We start from the raw sequence: 21,978 nt of genomic DNA, 5'->3' as shown, positions 1-21,978 counted from the left end.
TGTCAGGTGACCGGCGATTGACCGATCGACTACGCTGCAGCCTGCTTCGACAGGCCGGCCCGGGGATGTGCACCGGAAAGGGGCCGGGGCTGTCACTTTTTCTCCGTCCAGAACGTCAATCACTCGATGACCGACTCCGCAGACCTCCTCAGCGAACTCAAGATCGACCGCAAGGCACCACCACCGCCCTCGAGGCGTGGACTCTGGATCGGCGCAGGCGTGGCCGCGCTGCTGGCAGTGCTGGTGCTTGGCGGCTGGGCGCTGTTCGGCCGCGACGATATGCCGGAGGTGCGGACCGCTCCGGTGGTGGCGATTGGCGGTAACAACGGCGGCAGCGCGTCGGTGCTCGACGCCACCGGCTACGTGGTCGCGCGGCGGATGGCGACGGTGTCGGCCAAGGTCACCGGCAAGGTGCGCGAGGTGCTGATCGAGGAGGGCCAGCGGGTCGAGGCCGGCGAAGTCATGGCCACGCTCGACCCGGTCGACGCCGCTGCCCAGCGCGCGCTGGCCAACGAGCAGCTCGGCGCCGCGCGCAGCCAGGTCACCGCGGCGCAGGCCCAGCTGCGCGAGGCCGAAGCCAACGCGACCCGGCTGCAGCCGCTGGTCGACCAGCAGCTGGTGTCGCAGGCGCAGTACGACCAGGCCGTGGCCGAGCGCGATGCATTGCGCGCGCAACTGGCGACCGCGCGGCGCCAGGCCGGCGTCGCCGAGGACCAGCTGGCGATCGCCCGCATCGGCGTCGACAACACCGTGGTGCGTGCGCCGTTCGCCGGCGTGGTGATCGCCAAGGCGGCGCAGCCGGGCGAGATGATCTCGCCGCTGTCGGCCGGCGGCGGGTTCACCCGGACCGGCATCGGCACGATCGTCGACATGGACTCGCTGGAGGTGGAGGTCGACGTCGGCGAGGCCTACATCGGCCGGGTGCAGCCGGCGATGCCGGTCGAGGCCACGCTCAACGCCTACCCGGACTGGCAGATCCCCGGCGAGGTGATCGCGATCATCCCCACCGCCGACCGGGGCAAGGCCACCGTCAAGGTACGCATCGCGCTGCACGAGAAGGACGAACGCATCGTCCCCGACATGGGCGTGCGGGTGAGCTTCCTGGAAAAGGCGCAGCCGGCGTCCGCGGATGCCGAAAAGCGCGGCGTGCTGGTGCCCGCCGCGGCGATCGTCCCGCGCGGCGACGGCGACGCGGCCTTCGTGCTGAGCGACGCCGGCGGAGCCGAAAGCGCGGTCGAACTGCGTAGCGTCGAAGTGGGCCGCAGCCTCGGCGACGACCGCGAAGTGATGTCGGGCCTGGCCGGTGGCGAGCAGGTCGTGCTCGATCCGCCCGAATCGCTCGAGGACGGCGCGCAGGTGCGTATCACGCAGGCGCCGGACGAAGGCTGATCCATCCGCTGCCGGCACGCCGCCGGCGACGTGCAACCCCTCCCAAACAAGGACGCCGCCATGTCACTGGTCTCGATCCGCAACCTCACCAAGAGTTATCAGCGCGGCCCGGAGACGGTCGAAGTGCTGCACGGCATCGACCTGGAAATTCCCGAGGGCGACTTCGTCGCGCTGATGGGGCCCTCCGGTTCGGGCAAGACCACCCTGCTCAACCTGATCGGCGGGCTCGACTCGCCCAGCGGCGGCGAGATCGAGATCAACGGCCAGCGCATCGACGCCATGGGCGCCGGCCAGCTGTCGAACTGGCGCAGCGACCACGTCGGCTTCGTGTTCCAGTTCTACAACCTGATGCCGACCCTCAACGCGCAGAAGAATGTCGAGTTGCCGCTGCTGCTGACCCGGCTGTCGGCCGCGCAGCGCAAGCGCAACGCCGAGATCGCGCTGAAGCTGGTCGGGCTGGAAGAACGCGGCAAGCACCGGCCCAATGAGCTCTCCGGCGGCCAGCAGCAGCGCGTCGCGATCGCCCGCGCGATCGTGTCCGACCCGACCCTGCTGATCTGCGACGAACCCACCGGCGACCTCGACCGGCAATCGGCCGAGGAGATCCTCGCGCTGCTGCAGTCGCTCAACCGCGACCACGGCAAGACCATCGTGATGGTGACCCACGACCCCAAGGCCGCCGACCACGCCCGCCGCACGATTCATCTCGACAAGGGCAGCCTCGTCGAGGGCGAGCTGGCCGCCGCGCACTGATGCGCGTTGCTTCCGAAGGAGCCGGGACATGAAATACCTGCACCTGATCTGGGCCGCGCTGTTCCGCAGCAAGACCCGCACCCTGCTGACGCTGCTGTCGGTGGTCGCCGCGTTCCTGCTGTTCGGCATGCTCGATTCGGTCCGCGTGGCGTTCAACGCCGGCGGCAGCGTCGCCGGCGCCGACCGGCTGGTGGTCGCCTCGCGCCTGTCGATCACCCAGACCCTGCCCTCGCGGCTGACCGCACAGATCGCCGCGGTGCCGGGGGTCGAGAAGGTCGTCTACGCCAACTGGTTCGGCGGCATCTATCGCGACCCGAAGAACTTCTTCCCCAACTTCGCGGTGGGCCCGGACTACTTCGAGCTGTACCCGGAGTACACGATCCCGGCCGACCAGCTGGAGGCGTTCAAGGCCGACCGCACCGGCGCGATCGTCGGCGCCGCGCTGGCCGAGCGCCACGGCTGGAAGATCGGCGACACCATCCCGCTGCAGGCGACGATCTTCCCGAAGGACGGCAGCAACGACTGGAGCTTCACCCTGCGCGGCATCTTCGAGCTCGAGGACGACCAGCGCCGCGGCGAGGAGAACCAGCTGATGTTCCACTGGGACTACTTCAACGAGGCCAACGACTACATCCGGGACGAGATCGGCTGGTACATGGTCAAGCTCACCGACATCGACCAGGCGTCGCGGGTGGCGCAGGCGATCGACGCGATCTCGGCCAACTCCGACCACGAAACCAAGACCCAGACCGAGCAGGCGTTCAACCAGGCCTTCATCAAGCAGTTCGCCGACATCGGCCTGATCGTCAGCGCGATCATGGGCGCGGTGTTCTTCACCCTGCTGCTGCTGACCGGCAACACCATGGCCCAGGCCGTGCGCGAGCGCATCCCCGAGCTGGCGGTGCTGAAGACGATCGGCTTCACCAGCCGCAGTGTGCTGATGCTGGTCCTGGCCGAGTCGGTGCTGCTGGTGGTACTGGGCGGCCTGCTCGGGCTGGCGATCGCCGCGGCACTGATGCCGGCGGTGAGCGCGGCCAGCGGCGGCATCGTGCAGCTGCCGACCGTGCAGACCCAGACCTGGCTGGTCGGACTGGCGCTGATGCTCGCGATTGGATTGGTGGTCGGCGCGCTGCCGGCATTGCGCGCGATGCGGCTCAACATCGTCGACGCGCTGGCGGGACGCTGAGCGCGGTCCACCCTTTGATGAGGAACCGGCAATGAAACGGATGAAGAAGTGGCTGGGCAACATCGGCGTGGTGCTCGCGCTCGCCGTCGGGCTGGCGGCGTGGATCGCGCTGCCGTGGTGGGGCGTGCTCGCGGTCGCGGTGCTGCTGGCGCTGTGGCTGGTGCTGACCCGCACCGGCCGGCTGGCCCTGGCCGCCACCCGCGTCGGCGTCGCCAGCCTGCCGCAGCGCTGGGGCGCCTCGTCGGTGATCATCGTCGGCATCGCCGGCGTGGTCGGCGTGCTGGTGGCGATGCTGGCGATGGGCGAGGGCTTCGCCGAGACGCTCAACAAAACCGGAAGCGACGACAGCGCGATCATCCTGCGCGGCGGCTCGCAGGCCGAGACCAACTCGGTGATCACCCGCGACCAGGTGCCGCTGATCTCTTCCCTGCCCGGCATCGCCAGCGGCCGGGACGGGCGGCCGCTGCTGTCGCCCGAGTTGTCGCAGGTGGTCAATCTGTCCAGCCAGGCCGACGGCACCGACGTCAACGCGCAATTGCGCGGTGTCGGCCCCAAGGCCTGGGAAGTCCGGCCGCAGGTGGAACTGGTCGAGGGCCGGCGGTTCGAGCCGGGCCTGCGCGAGCTGATCGTCGGCGCCGGCGCGCACGAGCAGTTCCGCGACCTGGACGTCGGCAACACCATCGAGATCGGCAACCAGCAATGGACCGTGGTCGGGCGCTTCGAGAGCGGCGACTCGCACGAATCCGAACTGTGGGCCGACACCGAGGTGGTCGCCAACACCTACAACCGGTCCGCCTACCAGTCGGTGACCGCCCGCCTGGCCGACGGCGGCATGCAGCAGCTCAAAGCCGCGATGGCCGCCGACCCGCGGCTCAAGCTCGATGTCGAGACCACCCGCAGCTACTACTCCAAGCAGTCCGAGGGCCTGACCAAGCTGATCAAGGTGCTGGGCACGGTGATCGGCACGATCATGGCGATCGGCGCGGTGTTCGGCGCGCTCAACACCATGTACGCGGCGGTCGCCGGCCGCGCGCGCGAGATCGCGACGATGCGCGCGATCGGCTTCCGCGGTCTGCCGGTGGTGGTGGCGGTGATGCTGGAAACGATGCTGCTGGCGCTGCTGGGCGGCATCCTCGGCGCCGCGCTAGCGTGGCTGGTGTTCAACGGCTACACGGTGTCGACGCTGGGCAACAATTTCAGCCAGGTGGTGTTCTCGTTCCGGGTCTCGCCGGAGCTGCTGTGGAGCGGACTGAAGTGGGCGCTCGGCATCGGCCTGGTCGGTGGCCTGTTCCCCGCGCTGCGGGCGGCCCGGCTGCCGGTGACGACGGCGCTGCGCGCGGCGTAGGACGGGCGCATCCGGTCGGAAGGGTCCCGCCCATCGCGGCGCGGCTCCGGGCTGTTGTAGGGGCGGCTTCAGCCGCGATGGTGGAGTCTGCACGCGCGACCGGTCACCCGATCGCGGCTGAAGCCGCTCCTACAGATGCAGCGCGCGGTAATGCACACCCGTGTATCTGGCATTGATGCAAAAAAAACGGGCGCTCGAAGCGCCCGTTTTCCATTGCGGCCGTCGTGACCTCAGTCTGCCCAGTGCCCCGCACTGGCCGACGCCGGCAGCACCGCCGCCGACAGCTGGGCGTCGTTGCTGAGCAACCACACGGCATCGGCCAGGATCGCGGCCGATTCGCGCAGCAGCGGGTCGGGGCGGTCCTCGGCGGCCTTTTCGCGGGCGGCGTCCTCGACGATGTCGCGCTCGTTGGCGGTCAGGCCGTCGTCGAGCGAGGCCACGGCCAACGGGTCGAGGGCCAGGCCCAGCTCCTTGCGGATGTCCTGGCGCTCCTGCCGGCGCGCCTCGTTGGCGTCGCGCTCGGCGCGGCGCTCGGCCTCGTTGAGCGAGATCGAGGTTTCGGCGGCTTCCTCGCGGTAGCGCTCGACGTCCTCCTTCCACCACTGGAACTCGCGGTTGTCGGCCACACGCTCGCTGTGCAGCGCCTCCAGTTGCGGCAGCAGCGGAGCGAAATTGCCGTAGCGGATATGCGGGACCTCGGCGATCTTGGTCCACGGCAGCGCGTTGTCGTAGGTGCTCTCGCCGTACTCGGTGGCGTCGACCGAGGCCGGGAACGCGATGTCCGGCACCACGCCCTTGTTCTGGGTCGAACCCCCGCTGACGCGGAAGAACTGGGCGATGGTCAGCTTGACCTGGCCGAAGCGCTCCTCCTCGTTGGCCGGCCAGCGGTCGAGATCGACCAGGTTCTGCACCGTGCCCTTTCCGAAGGTGGTCTCGCCGATGACGAGGCCGCGACCGTAGTCCTGGATCGCGCCGGCGAAGATCTCCGACGCCGACGCCGAGCCGCGGTTGACCAGCACCGCCAGCGGACCGTCCCAGGCCACGCCGCTGTCGCCGTCGCCCTCGACGCTGACCCGGCCGCCGGACTCGCGCACCTGCACCACCGGGCCCTGGTCAATGAACAGACCGGTCAGCTCGATCGCCTCGGTCAGCGAACCGCCGCCGTTGTTGCGCAGGTCGAGCACGACGCCGTCGACGTCCTTGGCCCTCAGCTCGCGCAGCAGCCTGGCGACGTCACGGGTCGCCGACGCGTAATCGTCCTGGTTGAGCCGGCGCCCCTCGAAGTCCTGGTAGAAGCCCGGCAGCTCGATCACGCCGATCCGCTGGTCGGGCGCCTCGCCCTGTCCCGGGACCGTCATGATTTCCGACTTCGCAGCCTGGTCCTCCAGACGCACCTCGTCACGGGTGATCACCACCCGCACCGGCTTGCTGTCGAGGCCGGCCTCGGCGGGGATCACGTCGAGCCGGACCTCCGAGCCCTTGGGCCCGCGGATCTTCTCGACCACGTTGTCGATGCGCCAGCCGATCACGTCGACCATCGGCCCGCTTTCACCCTGTCCGACCGCGACCACGCGGTCGCCCGGAGCGAGGATCTCGGACTTGTCGGCCGGGCCGCCCGGGACGATCTCGCGGATCGCGACGATGTCGTCCTGCTTCTGCAGCACCGCGCCGATACCCTCCAGCGACAGCGACATCGAGAGGTTGAAGTTCTCCGCCGAGCGCGGGGTGAAGTAGTCGGTATGCGGGTCGATCGCGCCGGCGTAGCTGTTGAGGAAGGTCTGGAACACGTCCTGGCCTTCCAGCTCGGCGACGTTCTCGGCGAGGTTGGCGTAGCGCTTGTCGAGGGTCTCGCGGATGCCGTCGGCTTCCTTGCCGGCCAGCTTCAGGCGCAGCCAGTCGTTGCGCACCGACTGCTTCCACAGCTGGTCGAGCGCGGCGGTGTCGGCGGCCCAAGCGGCGTCTTCGCGGTCGTAGTGGAAGCGGTCGTCGCCGGTGAAGTCGAAGATGTCCTGCTTGAGCAGCTCCCGGGCGTAGTCGACCCGCTCGTTCACCCGGTCGCGGTACAGCGCGAAAATCGCGTAGGCCGGCTCGAGCTCGCCGCTCTTGATCGCGTCGTCGAAACGGGTCCTGTAGCGGTCGAAGCGGGCGATGTCGGCGGCGGTGAAGAACTGCTTGCCGCCGTCGAGCGCCTCCAGGTAGCGCTCGTACATGTCGGCCGAGAGGGCGTCGTCGAGCGGCTGCGGCCGGTAGGCGTAGCGGCTGTCGGACAGCAGGCCGTACACCAGCTTGGCGGCGGTGACCTGGTAGTCGGTCGGCCCGCTGGGCAGCGTGGCGACGGACTTGCCGGCCGCCGGCTCCACCGGTTCGCGCAGCGTGGCCGGAGCCGCTTCCTGCGCCGCGGGCGCATCGGCCTGCGACGGCAGCGGGACCACCGGCGCAGTGCCGTTGTCGGCGCGCGCGAGCAGCGCAAGCGGCGCGGTGAGCAGGAGGGCGAACAGGGGGGTCTTGGCGATCATGGGGGACTTCTGGGGCTACTTCGCGGAGGGGTTCGCGGTCGCCGGTGGCGGCGGCCACGTGGTACGGACCAGGCTCAGGGTTGCAACAAGCTGGGACCGTTCGACAGTGCCGAAAGTTGCAGCAGGTGTCACGCCCATGGCGCACAAACCGGCCCTGCTGCGACGCGCGCCACCGTTGCGGTTCAGCTTGCGCCTCGGCACGACCGCGGCGGACACCCGAACAGCGCCGGCGACCATCGATGCCGGTCGCCGGCGCACCCCATCACATCAGGATCGACGCGAAGACCGCGCCAAGACGGCCAGCGTCCGCGGCGCTCAGGCCGGGATGGCGAGCCCGGCCTCGGCGGCCGAGCGATCGGCGTGGTACGACGAGCGCACCATCGGGCCGGACGCCACGTGAGTGAAGCCCAGCGAGGTACCGAACACCTCCAGCGCCTTGTATTCGTCCGGCGTCCAGTAACGCATCACCGGGTGGTGGTGGGCGCTGGGCTGCAGGTACTGGCCGATGGTGATCATGTCGACATCGTGTGCGCGCAGGTCGCGCAGGGTGTCGTGCACCTGCTCCATCGTCTCGCCCAGGCCGAGCATGATGCCGGACTTGGTGGTCACCTCCGGATGCTGCGCCTTGAACCTCGACAGCAGGGTCAGCGACCACTGGTAGTCGGCGCCGGGCCGGACGTTGCGGTACAGGTGCGGCACCGTCTCCAGGTTGTGGTTGAACACGTCCGGCGGGTTGGTCGCGAGGATCTCCAGCGCGCGCTCCATCCGGCCCTTGCCACGGAAATCCGGGGTCAGGATCTCGATCCTCGTGCCGGGGCTGTGGTGGCGGATCGCGGCGATGCAGTCGACGAAGTGCTGGGCGCCGCCGTCGCGCAGGTCGTCACGGTCGACGCTGGTCACCACCACGTACCGCAGCCCCATGTCGGCGACGGTGCGGGCCAGGTTGAGCGGCTCGGCCGGGTCCAGCGGCTTTGGCCGGCCGTGCGCCACGTCGCAGAAGCTGCAGCGGCGGGTGCAGACCTCGCCGAGGATCATGAACGTGGCGGTGCCATGGCCGAAGCACTCGTGGATGTTCGGGCAGCTGGCTTCTTCGCAGACCGTGACCAGGCGGTTCTCGCGCAGCTTCTCCTTGAGCTTGGCGACGGCGTTGCCGGACGGGATCCGCACCCGGATCCACGACGGCTTGCGCAACACCGGCGCCTCGGCGAACTGCACCGGCGAACGGCTGATCTTGTCGCCGGCGAGCTGCTTCACGCCTTCCTGTAGCCGGCCGGGTTGCGGCGAAACCGGCGCATCACCGCTGACGACCGCGAGCGGGATGGTCTTGGGCGTGGATTCGGTCATGACGGTCGAAGGGTCCGGAAAAGCGCGCCGCGGGCTTCCTGCGACAGGCGCGGAGGGAGGGAATCAGGCGGCCGGGAGCGCCGGCGGCGGCGCGTTTTCGACGGCGAGGCCGAACTGCGCGGCGAGGTGTTCGACCAGCGCGGGCTTGACCGCGTCCATTCCCGACGGGCCGCCCAAGTCTACCATCGAGGTCACCTGCAACCCCGCGTAACCACAGGGATTGATGCGCTGGAACGGCGACAGGTCCATGTCGATGTTGAAGGCCAGGCCGTGGAAGGTGCAGCCGCGCCGCACCCGGATGCCGAGCGCGGCGATCTTGGCGCCCGCCACGTACACGCCCGGGGCACCGTCACGGCGCACCGCCTCGATGTTCCAGTCGGCCAGGGTGTCGATGATCGCCTGCTCGATGCGGCAGACGTACTCGCGCACGCCGACCTTCAGCCGCTTCAGGTCCAGCAGCGGATAGAGCACGATCTGGCCGGGCCCGTGGTAGGTCACCTGGCCGCCGCGGTCGACGTTGACCACCGGAATGTCGCCGGGCATCAGCACGTGTTCGGCCTTGCCGGCCTGGCCGAGGGTGAACACCGGCTCATGCTCGACCAGCCACAGTTCGTCCGGGGTGTCGGCGCCACGGGCGTCGGTGAAGGCCTGCATCGCGCGCCAGACCGGCTCGTAGCGCTGGCGGCCGAGGTCGCGCAGGCGCGCCGGCGGCAGCACGCCGGGGCCGATGGCCGCGGGCGCGGCATCCGCGGTTATAGCGTCCACTTCACTTCCGGATGGTCGCGCAGCACCTGGTGGGCACGCTCGTACTGTTCGCGCGAGTCGGCGCGGAACGTGATGCGGACCGACACGTAGCGGCCGTTGGAGGAGTGCTTCCAGGTCACCTGCTCGGTCACCACCTCGATCCCGGCATCCAGCAGCAGGGTCGGCAACACCGTTTCCAGGTCCTTCTCGGCGGTGCCCATCGCGGAGAGCTGGAACTCGCCCGGGAACTGGAAGCCGTGTTCGGGGTTGTCGGATCGGATTTCCATGGACGGATTATGGGCGCGCCGGCGGTGCAACCCAAGGGCGCGGACGGAACGCCCGGTTCCAGCGGCGGTAGCGGACGGCGGAAACGGAACGGCCGGCTTGCGCCGGCCGTTCGCGTTGATGCCGGGGTCGGTCAGACCGACTCCCACCACATCCAGAACTCGTCCCACAGGCGCTTGAAGAAGCCGCCCTCTTCGACCGCGTCCAGGGCGACCAGCGGCCGCTGGGCGACCACCTTGTCGTCAAGCATGACCTTCACGGTACCGATCTCCTGACCCTTGCGGATCGGCGCCACCAGCGTCTTCGGGACGTCCATCATCGGCTTGAGGCGCTCGTAGCGGCCTCGCGGGATGGTCACCAGCAGCGGCTCGGCCACGCCGAGCTGCACCTGGTCGGCCCCGCCCTTCCAGACCTTCTGCTCGGCGACCCGGGTCCCGGCCTCGTACAGCTTGTGGGTCTCGTAGAAACGGAAGCCCCAGTTGAGGAGGGCCTGGCTGTCGTCGGCGCGCTGCTTCTCCGACGTGGAGCCCAGGACCACCGAGATCAGCCGCTGGTCACCGCGCTTGGCCGAGGCCATCAGGCAGTAGCCGGCGCCGGAGGTATGGCCGGTCTTGATGCCGTCCACGCTCTTGTCGCGCCACAGCAGCACGTTGCGGTTGGGCTGGGTGATCGGACCGACCGTGAACTCCTTGATCTTGTTGTAGGAGTACGACTTGGGGAAATCGTGGATCAGCGCGCGGCCGAGCAGGGCGAGGTCGCGCGCCGTCGACACGTGGCCCTCGGCCGGCAGGCCGGTCGGATTGACGAAGTGGCTGTTCTTCATGCCGATCCGCTCGGCATACATGTTCATCAGGGTGGCGAACGCGTCGACGCTGCCGGCGACGTGCTGGGCGAGCGCGATCGCCGCGTCGTTGCCCGACTGCACCACCATGCCCTTTTCCATCTGCACCAGCGGTGCGGTCTTGTTGACCTCGAAGCCCGAATAGCTGCCGTCGGTACCGGCGCCGCCGGTGCGCCAGGCGTGCTCGGTCATCATCACCGGGTCGTCTTCGCTGATCTTGCCGCCGGCCAGCTCGGCCGCGATCACGTAGCTGGTCATCACCTTGGTGATGCTGGCCGGCTCCAGCGGCTGGTCGATGTTCTCGCCGGCCAGCACGTTGCCGCTGGCGGCGTCCATCACGATCCAGGCCTCGCCCATCACTTCCGGCGGCGGCGGCACCGGCAGGGCGTCGCTCGCAGGCGCCTGCGCCGCCGGCTTGGGCGCGGGCGTGGGCTGCTGCGCGAACGCGAGGCCGACGGTGAAGGTGGTCAGCGCGGCCAGGCCGATCGCACGAAGGACAACGGGGGCTTTCATCGTTCAACTACTCCGGTCGGCCCCGGGGGCCGGTCTATCAGGATGTTTGGCGGGAACGCGCGGCTCGTCGCGGTCACTCGCGCACCGGCTGCGGGGTGCCGAACCCCAGGCCGATGATGCGACTGGACAGCGCAGAAACCGCCTGCGCGGCCAGCGGACCGACGCGCAGGCGCCAGACCTGCTGGCCGTTGGCGGACCCGCCGTGCAGGCTGGCGCGGTCGATACCGGCCTGGTGCAGCATGGCCAGGGCACGGTCGGCATTGTCGCGGGCGGCGAAGCTGGCGACCTGCAGGACCACGCCGTCATTGCCGGCCGTGGCGCTGGCGGGAGTCGCCGCGGCGGCGGGGGTGCCGGAGCCGGTCTTCCCGGGCACGGCCGGGCGACCGGTCGCGACCCTTACCCGGCGCTCGCGCATCCACGCGTCGAACTCGTCGGCGGTCATCGGCTTGCCGTCGCCGCCGAGGTCCAGGCGGCCACCGCCGGCGACAACGCGATCGGCGCTGGCGGCCTGCGCCGCAGACGGGCCGCCGACCGCGACGCCCGCGGGCGGTTCGATCGGGGTCGCCGGCAGGGCGGCGACCAGCCGGTCCATGCTGCTCGGCGCGGCGTCCGCCGCGGCCACCCGGGTGTCGACCGTGGCCGGCGCCGGCGTCCGGGCACGCAGCGGCTGGGCCTCGCCCGGCAGCAGCGCGCGCACCTCGACCCGGCCGGTACCCGCGCGGGTGATGCCCAGCTTTACCGCGGCGGCATAGCTGAGGTCGATGATGCGCCCTTCGTGGAACGGCCCCCGGTCGTTGACCCGCACGACCACGGACCTGCCGTTGTCGAGGTTGGTTACCCGGGCGAAGCTCGGCAGCGGCAACGTCTTGTGGGCGGCGCTGAACGCGTACATGTCGTACACCTCCATGTTGGAGGTCCGGCGGCCGTGGAACTTGTTGCCGTAGTAGGACGCAAGGCCTTCCGCGACGTAGCCGCTGGCATCGTCCATCACGTGGTAGTTCTTGCCGAGTACGCTGTAGGTCGAACGGTTTCCGTAGCGCGACCGCGGCTCGGCGACGACCGCGGGTTCGGGGATGCGCGACACGTCGATGTCGACGTCCGGCGCGGAGTCCTGGATGTGCGGCGCGTACAGCCCGCCCGCGGTGTAGTGGCCGCGCTTGGACGGGTCTTCCTGCGCCGGCGGATACGGCGACTTCAACCGCTGTCCGCCGCTGGCCGCGGGCTCACCGGGAACGCTGGCGGTGGGTTGCTTTGGCTGGCTGGCGCAGGCGGCCAGGCCCAGCACGACCGCGACGGCCGCCAGCCGCCTCATGCGCCGGCGTCTGCCAGTGCGTTGCGCGCGGCGAGCGGATCGCGGCCGGCGATCGCCTCGGCCAGTTCGTACACCGCCATCGCGTAGTGGCGCGAGTTGTTGTAGCGGGTGATCGCGTGGAAGTTGTTGAAGCCGATCCAGTATTCCTTGCCGTCCACGCCGTCGAGGGTGAACAGGGTCGCCTTGGGCGCACCCTGGACCGGGGTCGCGGGGGTGTAGCCGCGTGCGGCCAGCTGCTCCAGCGTGTAGCGCGGCTCCAGGCCTTCCGGATCGAACGCCACCGCGCCGTCGGCCTTCCTCGCGCGCACCACCACCGGGCCGCCGCGCTGCCAGCCGCCCTTCTCTACGAAGTAGTTGGCGACCGAGGCGAACACGTCGTCGAGGCTGTTGAACAGGTCGACCTTGCCGTCGCCGTCGCCGTCCACCGCGTAGTCGCGGTAGCTCGACGGCATGAACTGGCCCCAGCCCATCGCACCGGCATAGCTGCCCTTGAGCGTGGTGATGTCGAAACCGTTCTCCTCGCCCATGGCGAACAGCTGGGCGAGCTCGTCGCGGAAGAACGCTTCGCGCTGGTTCTCGCGGGCGACCTTGGCCGGCTCGTTGGTGCGCGGGTAGGCGAACGCCAGCGTGTACAGCGCATCGACCACCGGGTAGCTGCCCATGTTGCCGCCGTAGCTGGTCTCCACCCCGATGATGGCGGTGATGATCTCGGCCGGCACGCCGGTGTCCGCCTCGGCCTTCGCCAGCGCGTCACGGTGCCGGGCGAGGAATGCCTGACCGGCGTCGATACGGGCCTGGGTGATGAAGATCGGCCGGTACTCGCTCCACGGCTTGCCTTCGGCCGGACGCGACATCGCCTTGATGATGCTGTCGCGGATCTCGGCCTGGCCGAGCACCTGGGCGATCTCGACCTGGTCGACCCCGTAGCGGGCGGCCGTGGTGCGGATGAACTCGGCCTTGGCCACGTCCAGCGGCTGCACGTTCGGCACCTCGGGCGGTGCCGGCGGCGCGGCGGGCTCGACGGCGGCCGGTTCTTCCGGTTGCGGGGGAGGCGACGGCGGGGTCTGCGTGGCGCAGGCCACCAACGCGAGCGGGAGCGCACAAAGCAGGGCGCGGCTGGCGAGGTTTCGGGTCATCGCGGCGAGGTTAGCACTTGTTCCGGAGGGTCAAAACCGCGTGAGTGCCGCATGCCGCCCGCGAGTCAGGTTGTGTTGTCGTTCATGGGCCGGCGCGGGTCAGTGCCCGTGCACCGGCCGATGCGCGCGCACCGCCATCACCACGCCCAGCCCGGCCAGCAGCGAGACCGCCGACGTGCCGCCGTAGCTCAGCAGCGGCATCGGCACGCCGACCACCGGCAGCAGCCCGGCGATCATGCCGCCGTTGACCACCACGTAGACGCAGAACGCCAGCCCCAGCGCGCCGGCGACCAGGCGCGAGTAACCGTCGCGCGCGGCCGCGGCGATCCACAGGCAGCGGCCGACCACGAACAGGTACAGCGCCAGCGTCACCACCACCCCGACCCAGCCGAACTCCTCGCTGAGCACGGCGAAGATGAAGTCGGTGGTGTGTTCGGGGATGTAGTTCAGGTGGGCCTGGGTGCCCTCGCCCCAGCCCTTGCCGCTCAACCCGCCCCCACCGATGGCGATCTTGCTCTGGATGATGTTCCAGCCGGCACCGAGCGGGTCGGACTCGGGGTCGAGGAAGGTCATGATGCGGTCCTTCTGGTAGGGCCGCAGCAGCCAGAACCAGGCCACCGGCGCGACCGCCGCCACGCCGGCGATGGCGGCACCGAACCACCACCACGACAGCCCCGCCAGGTACAGCACGAACGCGCCGCTGATGCCGACCAGCATCGCGGTGCCGAAGTCCGGCTGCAGCAGGATCAGCCCGGTCGGCGCGCCGATCAGCAGGCCGGCGACCAGCACGGTGCGCAGCCGCGGCGGCAGCGGCTGGCCGTTGAGGTACCAGGCGGCCATCATCGGCAGGCTCAGTTTGAGCAGCTCGGACGGCTGGAAATAGAACACGCCCAGGTTGATCCAGTGCGCGCCATGGCGGCCCTGTCCAATCACCAGGACGGCGAGCAGCGGCAGCAGCGAGGCGCCGTAGATCAGCGGCGTCCAGTTGCGCAGCTGGTTCGGCGGCAGGCGCGAGAGCCCCCACATCGCCGCCAGCCCGACACCGAAACGCGCGCCCTGCGCGAAGACCAGCGACATCGACTGGCCGCCGGCGCTGTAAAGCACCGCCAGGCCGATCGCCATCAGCGCGAACAATGCGCCCAGCAGCGGCAGGTCCAGGGTGCGGACCAGGCGGAACAGCAGATCGATCAGCCAGCGCAGGATCACGTTCATGGCGCGACCTCCCCGGCGTCATTGGCGTCGACATCGGCGTCGGCGTTGTCGCCCGGTGGCGCCGCGGCCTGCGCATCGGCATCCGGGTTGGACACACCGGCCGCCGGCAGCGCCGGGCGCTCGACGTCCCCGAAGCCCTCCGGCATCTTGCCGAGCAGCCACGCGTCGAACACCGCGCGCGCGATCGGCGCGGCGGCGCTGCCACCGTAGCCGCCGTGCTCCACCACCACCGCCAGCGCGATGGTCGGTGCCTCCGCCGGTGCGTAGCCGACGAACAGCGCCGTGTGTCGCAGGTGGTACGGCAGCGAATGCGGGTTGGCGCTGATGTTGCCCTTGCGGCTGGAGCGCTGGGCGGTGCCGGTCTTGCCGGCGATGGTGTACGGCGCGCCGGCGCCGGCGGCGCGCGCGGTGCCGCGCGGACCGTTGACGGTAGCGACCATGCCCTCGTGCACCGCCTGCAGGTGCGCGGGGTTGTCGGTGATGGGTTCGGCCGGGGTGGGTGGCAGCGCCTGCCACGGCGCCTGGTAACCGTCGCGCCGGGCCTCGACCAGGCGCAGCTCGTGCAGGTCGCCGCCGTTGCCGATCGCCGCGGTGGCGCGCGCCAGCTGCAGCGCGGTGGCGATCCAGTAGCCCTGCCCGATGCCGGCGATCACGGTCTCGCCCGGGTACCACGGCTCGGTGCTGACCGAACGCTTGTAGTCGCGCGAGGGCACCACGCCCTCGTTCTCGCCCAGCAGGTCGATCCCGGTCACCTCGCCGAAGCCGTAGCGGTGCATGTACCGGGCGAAGGTATCGATCCCCATCTCCAGCGCGAGCTCGTAGTAGTAGGTGTTGACCGACTGCGCGATCGACTCGCGCAGGTCGACCCAGCCGTGGCCGCCGCGGTGGGAGTCGCGGTAGCCGCGGCGCTGGCCCGGGATGAAGAACTCGCCGCTCGAGAAGGTCCTGTCACCGGGCTCGCGCAGGCCGCTGTCCAGCCCGGCCAGGCCGACCATCGGCTTGACCGTCGAGCCCGGCGGCCCGCCACCGAGCACATTGCGGTTGTACAGCGGGCGCGACGGATCCTTCAGCAGCGCATCGTAGTCGGCCTGCGAGATGCCGTTGACGAACAGGTTGGTGTCGTACGACGGCTTGCTGACCATCGCCAGCACCTGCCCGTTGCGCGGATCGATCGCCACCGCCGAGCCGTCGGCATCACCGAACGCGGCGACCATCGCCCGCTGCAGGTCGAGATCGATCGACAGCCGCAGGTCGGCGCCGGGCACGGCCGGCACGCGCCCGACCACGCCCATCGGACGGCCGTCGACGTTGGTCTCCACCTTTTCGTAGCCGACCTGGCCGCGCAGCGCCTCCTCGTAGGAGCGCTCCAGCCCGGTCTTGCCGGTGTGGCTGAAGTTGGCGATGTCCTCGCCCATCGCTTCCACGTCCTCGGCATCGACCCGGGCGACGTAGCCGATCACGTGGGCGAACAGTTCGCCATGGAGGTAGCGGCGGTTGAGGTACGGGACGATCTCCACTCCCGGGTAGCGCCAGCGGTCGACCGCGAAGCGCGCCGCCTCGTCCGGGGTGACGCGCATCTTCAGCGGTACCGGCTTGAACCCGCGGGTCGCCTTGCGCGCCTCGTGGAAGGCCTCGATCTCCTCCGGCGTCAGCGCGACCAGCCGCGACAGCGCCGGCAGCCATCCGGCGGGATCGCCCGCCTCGTTCATGGTGACTTCGAGGCGGAACGCGGGGACGTTGTCGGCGAGGATCCGACCCTGGCGGTCGTAGATCAGCCCGCGCCCCGGCACCACCGGCCGCAGCTTGATCCGGTTCTGCTCCGAACGCGTGGCGTAGTCGTCGTACTGCCAGACCTGCAGGCGGAAATACCACAGCGACAGGCCCGCCAGCGCGACCACGACGCCGAGGAAGGCGAGCGCGGCGCGGCGGCGGAACTGCTCGGCCTCGGCCGCGGTGTTCTTCAGCAGGCGGCGTGGGCGGCGCATCTCAGCGCTTCCGCCAGTGGCCCAGGCGCAGCGCGTCGAGCAGCACGAACACCGGCGGCCACAGCAGCATGCCGGTCAGCGGCGCGAGCCAGAACATCATCGGCAGCGGCTGGATGCCCAGCGCGATGTGCAGGCCGGCGGTGACGATGCGGTCGTTCAGCAGCAGGCCGCCGATGGCGAGCGCCTGCTGCGAGATCGGGAAGAACCGCAGCCGGGCGCGGAAGCGCTGCAGGATGAACGCCATCACCACCAGCCGCAGCGCCTGCTCGCCGAGCAGGCTGCCGAACGCGAGGTCCGCCAGCAGGCCGACCGCGAAGGCGAACCCCAGGCCGAGCCGGTCGGGGTCCTCGATGACCCAGTAGGCCACCACCAGCGCCAGCCAGTAAGGACGCAGCGGCAGCAGCATCGCCGGCAGCGGCAGCAGCCCCAGCAGCAGCGCGGCGACCACGCTGGCGGGCATCAACCAGGCGGGCCGGTGACGACTCACCGGCGCACCTCGCCGTCGGTGGCGCGGTTCTTCGCGTCGCGCTCGGAGTTGCCGGTTCGCTCCGCCGCCGCAGGCGCGCCACCACTGTTACCGGATTGCGCGGCACTGTCCGGGACGGGGGGCGCCTGCCCCGGGGCGGCGGTGGGCGGGCCGGACGATTCCGGCGCCGCCGTCGCGGGCCCTGCCGGCGGGTCCTGACGGGCGCCCGGCGCATCCGCGCCGTCCGCCTCGGCCGGCATGCCGGGGTCGGGCAATGCCGCCTCGTCAATGCCCACCGGTGCCCGCGCCGGAATGCTGCGCAACAACAGGACATCACGGCCGCGATCGAGCCGCGCGGCCGGACGCACCTCGCCGACCAGGAACGCGCGGCTGTCGTCGGGCCGCAGGGTGACGATCGTGCCGACCGGGAACCCCGCCGGGAACCGCCCGCCCAGTCCCGAACTGACCAGCCGGTCGCCCACCCTGATGTCGGTCGACAACGGGATGTTGGGCAGGCGCAGCAGGTCGCTGCGTCCTTCGCCGTAGGCGACCAGCCGCACGCCGCTGCGGGCCACCGCCACCGGCAGGGCATGCGACGGGTCGGTCAACAGCAGCACGGTCGCGTGCATCGGTCGCGCCTCGATCACCTGTCCGACCAGGCCGCCGGCGTCGATCACGCTCTGCCCCACCCGCACGCCGTCGCGGGTGCCGGCGTCGAGCACCAGCCGCTGCCGGGTCGGATCCAGGTCGACATCGAGGATCGGCGCCAGCTGCACGTCGAGATTGCCGCGCTGCGCGGCGCCGAGCAGGCCGCGCAGGCGCGCGTTGTCGGTGGCCAGCGTCTGCAGCCGGGTGATGCGGGCGCTGTTGACCAGCAACTCGTTGCGCAGCCGCTCGTTCTCCTCGGTCAGCTGGGCCAGGGTGCCGGCGTCGTCGTAGAGCGTCCGGGCGACCTGGCCGGGCAACCCGGCGACCATCCACAACGGTTGCACCAACAGGGACGCCTGCTGCCGCGCGCGGTTGAGCCAGCCGCCGCGGTGGTCGAGCACGATCAGCACCAGCCCGAGCGCCAGGTAGGCCAGCAGGCGCAGGGTGCCGGCGACGTCGCCGCCGCGATTGGGCGTGGTGGGGCCGGCGTAGGGCGGCACGGGCTCGGCTCAGCAGAACGGTGGTGGAAGACGGCCCCTGCGACGCAACGGGCAAGGTCGGGACAGGCGGGGCCGGTGCAGACTCGAAGCGACCCCGCCTCCCGGACTCCCCGCGGCGGGGGAGAAAAGAAGCGGCTCGCGGCGCCTCACTCCGGCGCGAAGAATTCGTTGCCGTGCATGTCGACCAGCTCCAGCGCACGGCCGCCGCCACGGGCAACGCAGGTCAGCGGATCGTCGGCGACCTGCACGTGCAGGCCGGTCTCCTCGCTGATCAGCCGATCCACGTCCTTCAGCATCGCGCCACCGCCGGTCAGCACGATGCCGCGCTCGGCGACGTCGGCGCCCAGCTCCGGCGGGGTTTGCTCCAACGCCAGTTTGATCGCGGTGACGATGCCGGCCAGCGGCTCGCGCAGCGCCTCGAGCACCTCGTTGGCGGTGATGGTGATCATCTTCGGCACGCCCTCGGCGAGGTTGCGGCCGGTGACCTCCATGCTGCCGTTGTCTTCCTGCGGGTAGGCGCAGCCCAGCTCCATCTTGACCCGCTCGGCGGTGGCCTCGCCGATCAGCGTGCCGTAGGTGCGTCGCACGTAGGCGATGATCGATTCGTCGAAACGATCGCCGCCGATCCGCACCGACGCCGAGTAGACAATGCCGTTGAGCGCGATCACCGCGACCTCGGTGGTGCCGCCGCCGATGTCCACCACCATCGAACCGCGCGCCTCGGTCACCGGCATGCCGGCGCCGATCGCCGCGGCCATCGGTTCCTCGATCAGGTAGACCTCGCGGGCACCGGCCTCCTCGGCCGATTCCTTGATCGCGCGGCGCTCGACCTGGGTCGAGCCGCACGGCACGCACACCAGCACCCGCGGGCTCGGCCGCAGGAAACGGCTCTTGTGCACCTTGCGGATGAAGTGCTTGAGCATCTCCTCGGTGTAGGTGAAGTCGGCGATGACGCCGTCCTTCATCGGCCGGATCGTGGTGATGTGCCCCGGGGTGCGGCCGAGCATCTGCTTGGCCTCCGCGCCGACCGCCGCGACCGAGCGGTTGCCACCGATCAGCCGGTCCTGGCGCACCGCCACCACCGACGGCTCATTGAGGACGATGCCCTGTCCGCGGACATAGATCAGGGTGTTGGCCGTGCCCAGGTCGATGGACAGGTCGTTGGAGAACATGCCGCGAAACTTCTTGAACATCGTCGAAAGGGCCGTGGGATGGGAGCCGGAGCGATCGACTAGCCTAGCAACCCCCCCCCTGCCCGGCAACAGAAAAACGGCCCCGGGCGGGCATCTTCTGCCCGTCTCCGTCGCCTCCGCGACCGCCGTCACACGGCCGCGGCGCGGGCCGTCGCTGGCCGCCGCCCGGGCCAACCGCTAATCTAGGCGCCGCGCGCCGTCCGGCGCCGCATTCCCGCGCAATCCCCGCGCCGCCTGCACGTGTCCGGCCCCGACGGCCGGCTCCACCCGGAGTGTGAATACCGATGTCTGCCCTGATCTGCGGCTCGCTGGCCTATGACTCCATCATGGTGTTCCAGGACCAGTTCAAGAACCACATCCTGCCGGACAAGGTGCACATCCTGAACGTGTCGTTCCTGGTGCCGCAGATGCGCCGCGAGTTCGGTGGCTGCGCCGGCAACATCGCCTACAACCTCAAGCTGCTGGGCGCCGACCCGATCCCGATGGCGACCGTCGGCCAGGATTTCGGCCCCTACCGCGAGTGGTTCACCGAGCAGGGCATCCGCCTCGACCAGGTGCGCGAGCTGCCGGAGCTGTTCACCGCCCAGGCCTTCATCACCACCGACCTGGACAACAACCAGATCATCGCCTTCCACCCCGGCGCGATGATGGAAAGCCACAAGAACCACGTGCGCGATGTCGAGGGGGTCACCTTCGGCATCGTCGCCCCGGACGGCCGCGAGGCGATGCTGCAGAACGCGACCGAGTTCGCCGAAGCCGGCATCCCCTTCATCTTCGACCCGGGCCAGGCGATGCCGCTGTTCAATGGCGAGGAGTTCCGCCACTTCATCGAGCAGGCCGACTACGTGGTGGTCAACGACTACGAGTCGAACCTGCTGCAGGAACGCACCGGCTGGAACGAGGCCGAGATCGCCTCGCGGGTGAAGGCCTACATCACCACCCGCGGTCCGCGCGGCTCGGAGGTCCACACCGGCGAGGCGACGATCCAGATCCCGCCGGCGCGCGAGCGCGCGGTGGTCGATCCCACCGGCTGCGGCGACGCGTACCGGGCCGGGCTGATCTTCGGCCTGATGCGCGGCGACGACCTCGCCACCAGCGGCCGGATGGCCTCGCTGATGGGCGCACTGAAGGTGGAGCATCCCGGCACCCAGAACCAGCGCTTCGACTACGCGACGTTCGCCGCGCAGTACAAGGACCAGTTCGGCCACGCGATCTGATGTCCGCGCCGCCCGCTCACATCACCTGGGCGAGGTGCAGCATCCGCGGATTCGCGAGCCGCTCGAATTCACCGTAGGGCATCCGCACCAGGTCGGTATGGGTGCCTGCGTTGAACGCGATCTCCTCTTCGCTCGAAAGCCGGATGTCGGCGTACACCGGCATTCCGTAGAGATTGCCGAACGGCGGCATCGCGCCGAGCTCGCAGTCGGGGAACGCGTCGCGGAAATCGGTCTCGGCGGCCAGCTCGACGGCTGCGCCGTCCAGCGCACGCGACAGGCGTGCCAGGTCGGTCCGGTACGCCGCCGGCATCACCACCATCGCCAGCGTGCCGTCGACCTTGACCATCACGGTCTTGGCGAAATGGCGACTGCCGATCTGCGCGGCGTTGGCGGTTTCCTGCGCGGTGACGGTGCGGTCGTGGGTGAGCGTCTCGTACGGCACGTGGCGCTCGTCGAGGAAGTGGTGCAGGCGCGGCGCAAGCATGTCGGCGGCCTCCGCAGGCGGGAGTTTCGAGCCTACGCCGGTGAGTGTGTCGCGACGTGACGGAACCGTAGGAGCGGCTTCAGCCGCGATCGGGTAATCGTTCACCCGCGCCGGTTCCCGATCGCGGCTGAAGCCGCTCCTGCAAGAGCGTGCGGGAGGCTCCCGCGTGGCCCGGCTCAGTTCCAGTCGGGCAGCTTCGACGGCTCCAGCCCGCCGGTTTCGAACACCGCGGTGCGGGTGCCGCCTGCCTTCACCGGGAACTCGATCGACAGCACCGTCGCCTCGCCGGCGAGCTTCCACAGCGCCGCCTCGTCCTCGATGAACATCGCGATCGCCTCGTCGGTGTCGGGGCGGCTGGCGTCCATCCGTCGCGGCTCGCCGTCATCGGCAGTCACGCCGACCTTGCAGCCGCCGTAGCAGTCGAAGTCGCCGGCCTCCAGCGTCAGGTAGGCGCTGTCGCCCCACTCGGGATGGTCGCGGAAGATCAGCCGGACCGGACGCGGGGTGGCGCCGTCGGTCTCGACGTTCTCCTTCGCGTAGATCGCCGCCGACAGCTGCTGCTCCGCGCCGACCCGCTCGGTCTGATAGGCCCACAGCGCCTCCATCCGCGCGGCCTCGCTTTCCTCGTTCGCCTTGGCGGTCGCCTCGGCGTGCTGCGCCTCGACGCGGGCGGCCGCCTCGCTGTCGGGGTACTCGGCCCGCAGCACGTCGCCATGGGCCTTGGCCAGGCGCCAGTTGCCGGCCGCGAACTGCTCGTCGAACTGCGCGGCCATCGCCGCGGCGGCCTGTTCGCGGGCGGCGGCCTGTTCGGCACGCTGCGCCTCCGGGTCGGCGGCGGGCTGGCAGGCGGCGAGTGCCAGTACGGCGGACAACAACGTGACCTGGATCTTCATCGGGATTTCCTCGGCG

At 70.2% G+C, this 21,978-nt stretch carries 19 protein-coding genes; 5 read left to right on the top strand and 14 right to left on the bottom strand.

Annotated elements, in window-relative coordinates; all coding sequences use genetic code 11:
- Nucleotides 1–126: 126 nt before the first annotated feature.
- Genes U8331_RS02250 through U8331_RS02235 form a run of 4 tightly spaced genes read left to right on the top strand, consistent with a single transcriptional unit; the run spans nucleotide 127 to nucleotide 4,673 of the window.
- Complete coding sequence (locus U8331_RS02250) at nucleotides 127–1,389, top strand: efflux RND transporter periplasmic adaptor subunit (RefSeq protein ID WP_481132015.1); 1,263 nt, start codon at nucleotides 127–129, stop codon at nucleotides 1,387–1,389.
- A gap of 60 nt (nucleotides 1,390–1,449) precedes the next feature.
- Nucleotides 1,450–2,142 (top strand): ABC transporter ATP-binding protein, encoded by a 693-nt coding sequence (locus tag U8331_RS02245; RefSeq protein ID WP_481132014.1) that lies wholly within the window; start codon nucleotides 1,450–1,452, stop codon nucleotides 2,140–2,142.
- Between the two features lie 28 nt (nucleotides 2,143–2,170).
- On the top strand, nucleotides 2,171–3,328 hold the full coding sequence (locus tag U8331_RS02240) for an ABC transporter permease (RefSeq protein ID WP_481132013.1): 1,158 nt from the start codon (nucleotides 2,171–2,173) through the stop codon (nucleotides 3,326–3,328).
- Between the two features lie 31 nt (nucleotides 3,329–3,359).
- Nucleotides 3,360–4,673, top strand: a complete 1,314-nt coding sequence (locus U8331_RS02235; protein ID WP_481132012.1) for an ABC transporter permease — start codon at nucleotides 3,360–3,362, stop codon at nucleotides 4,671–4,673.
- A 230-nt stretch (nucleotides 4,674–4,903) separates the two neighbouring features.
- Here the strand turns inward: U8331_RS02235 and U8331_RS02230 are convergent, their stop codons facing one another.
- The 12 genes from U8331_RS02230 to U8331_RS02175 form a co-directional block, all read right to left on the bottom strand.
- Nucleotides 4,904–7,189: a carboxy terminal-processing peptidase gene (locus U8331_RS02230; RefSeq protein WP_481132011.1), complete on the bottom strand. Its 2,286-nt coding sequence runs from the start codon at nucleotides 7,187–7,189 to the stop codon at nucleotides 4,904–4,906.
- Nucleotides 7,190–7,504: 315 nt separating this feature from the next.
- On the bottom strand, nucleotides 7,505–8,533 hold the full coding sequence (gene lipA / locus U8331_RS02225) for a lipoyl synthase (protein ID WP_481132010.1): 1,029 nt from the start codon (nucleotides 8,531–8,533) through the stop codon (nucleotides 7,505–7,507).
- 63 nt (nucleotides 8,534–8,596) lie between these two features.
- Nucleotides 8,597–9,298, bottom strand: coding sequence for a lipoyl(octanoyl) transferase LipB (gene lipB / locus U8331_RS02220; protein ID WP_481132009.1), 702 nt, complete (start codon nucleotides 9,296–9,298; stop codon nucleotides 8,597–8,599).
- Nucleotides 9,286–9,564, bottom strand: a complete 279-nt coding sequence (locus U8331_RS02215) for a DUF493 family protein (RefSeq protein ID WP_481132008.1) — start codon at nucleotides 9,562–9,564, stop codon at nucleotides 9,286–9,288. The genes lipB and U8331_RS02215 overlap by 13 nt, the downstream gene beginning before the upstream one ends.
- Nucleotides 9,565–9,695: 131 nt before the next feature.
- The gene (locus tag U8331_RS02210) at nucleotides 9,696–10,916 is read right to left on the bottom strand and encodes a D-alanyl-D-alanine carboxypeptidase family protein (protein ID WP_481132007.1); all 1,221 of its coding nucleotides are present in this window, start codon (nucleotides 10,914–10,916) and stop codon (nucleotides 9,696–9,698) included.
- A gap of 73 nt (nucleotides 10,917–10,989) precedes the next feature.
- Nucleotides 10,990–12,228 (bottom strand): septal ring lytic transglycosylase RlpA family protein, encoded by a 1,239-nt coding sequence (locus U8331_RS02205; protein ID WP_481132006.1) that lies wholly within the window; start codon nucleotides 12,226–12,228, stop codon nucleotides 10,990–10,992.
- The gene (gene mltB, locus U8331_RS02200) at nucleotides 12,225–13,364 is read right to left on the bottom strand and encodes a lytic murein transglycosylase B (RefSeq protein ID WP_481132005.1); all 1,140 of its coding nucleotides are present in this window, start codon (nucleotides 13,362–13,364) and stop codon (nucleotides 12,225–12,227) included. The genes U8331_RS02205 and mltB overlap by 4 nt, the downstream gene beginning before the upstream one ends.
- 99 nt (nucleotides 13,365–13,463) lie before the next feature.
- Nucleotides 13,464–14,576, bottom strand: coding sequence for a rod shape-determining protein RodA (rodA, locus tag U8331_RS02195; RefSeq protein WP_481132004.1), 1,113 nt, complete (start codon nucleotides 14,574–14,576; stop codon nucleotides 13,464–13,466).
- The gene (gene mrdA / locus U8331_RS02190; RefSeq protein WP_481132003.1) at nucleotides 14,573–16,561 is read right to left on the bottom strand and encodes a penicillin-binding protein 2; all 1,989 of its coding nucleotides are present in this window, start codon (nucleotides 16,559–16,561) and stop codon (nucleotides 14,573–14,575) included. Before mrdA ends, rodA begins: the two co-directional genes overlap by 4 nt.
- Before the next feature lies 1 nt (nucleotide 16,562).
- Nucleotides 16,563–17,048, bottom strand: a complete 486-nt coding sequence (gene mreD, locus U8331_RS02185) for a rod shape-determining protein MreD (protein WP_481132002.1) — start codon at nucleotides 17,046–17,048, stop codon at nucleotides 16,563–16,565.
- Nucleotides 17,045–18,175 (bottom strand): rod shape-determining protein MreC, encoded by a 1,131-nt coding sequence (gene mreC, locus U8331_RS02180; protein WP_481132001.1) that lies wholly within the window; start codon nucleotides 18,173–18,175, stop codon nucleotides 17,045–17,047. Before mreC ends, mreD begins: the two co-directional genes overlap by 4 nt.
- 146 nt (nucleotides 18,176–18,321) lie before the next feature.
- Nucleotides 18,322–19,368, bottom strand: coding sequence for a rod shape-determining protein (locus U8331_RS02175; protein WP_481132000.1), 1,047 nt, complete (start codon nucleotides 19,366–19,368; stop codon nucleotides 18,322–18,324).
- Nucleotides 19,369–19,652: 284 nt separating this feature from the next.
- Between U8331_RS02175 and U8331_RS02170 the strand changes: the two genes are divergently transcribed.
- Nucleotides 19,653–20,585 carry a carbohydrate kinase family protein gene (locus tag U8331_RS02170; protein ID WP_481131999.1) on the top strand — a complete coding sequence of 311 codons (933 nt, stop codon included), beginning with the start codon at nucleotides 19,653–19,655 and terminating at the stop codon, nucleotides 20,583–20,585.
- A 16-nt stretch (nucleotides 20,586–20,601) separates the two neighbouring features.
- Here the strand turns inward: U8331_RS02170 and U8331_RS02165 are convergent, their stop codons facing one another.
- Nucleotides 20,602–21,069, bottom strand: a complete 468-nt coding sequence (locus tag U8331_RS02165; protein WP_481131998.1) for an aminoacyl-tRNA deacylase — start codon at nucleotides 21,067–21,069, stop codon at nucleotides 20,602–20,604.
- Nucleotides 21,070–21,245: 176 nt separating this feature from the next.
- On the bottom strand, nucleotides 21,246–21,962 hold the full coding sequence (locus U8331_RS02160) for a hypothetical protein (protein WP_481131997.1): 717 nt from the start codon (nucleotides 21,960–21,962) through the stop codon (nucleotides 21,246–21,248).
- Between the last annotated feature and the right edge of the window lie 16 nt (nucleotides 21,963–21,978).

The organism is Lysobacter sp. CC-YZS074 (assembly GCF_056739745.1).
The sequence above is the reverse complement of the archived record's forward strand: the minus strand, read 5'-3'. Positions and strand labels throughout refer to the sequence as shown.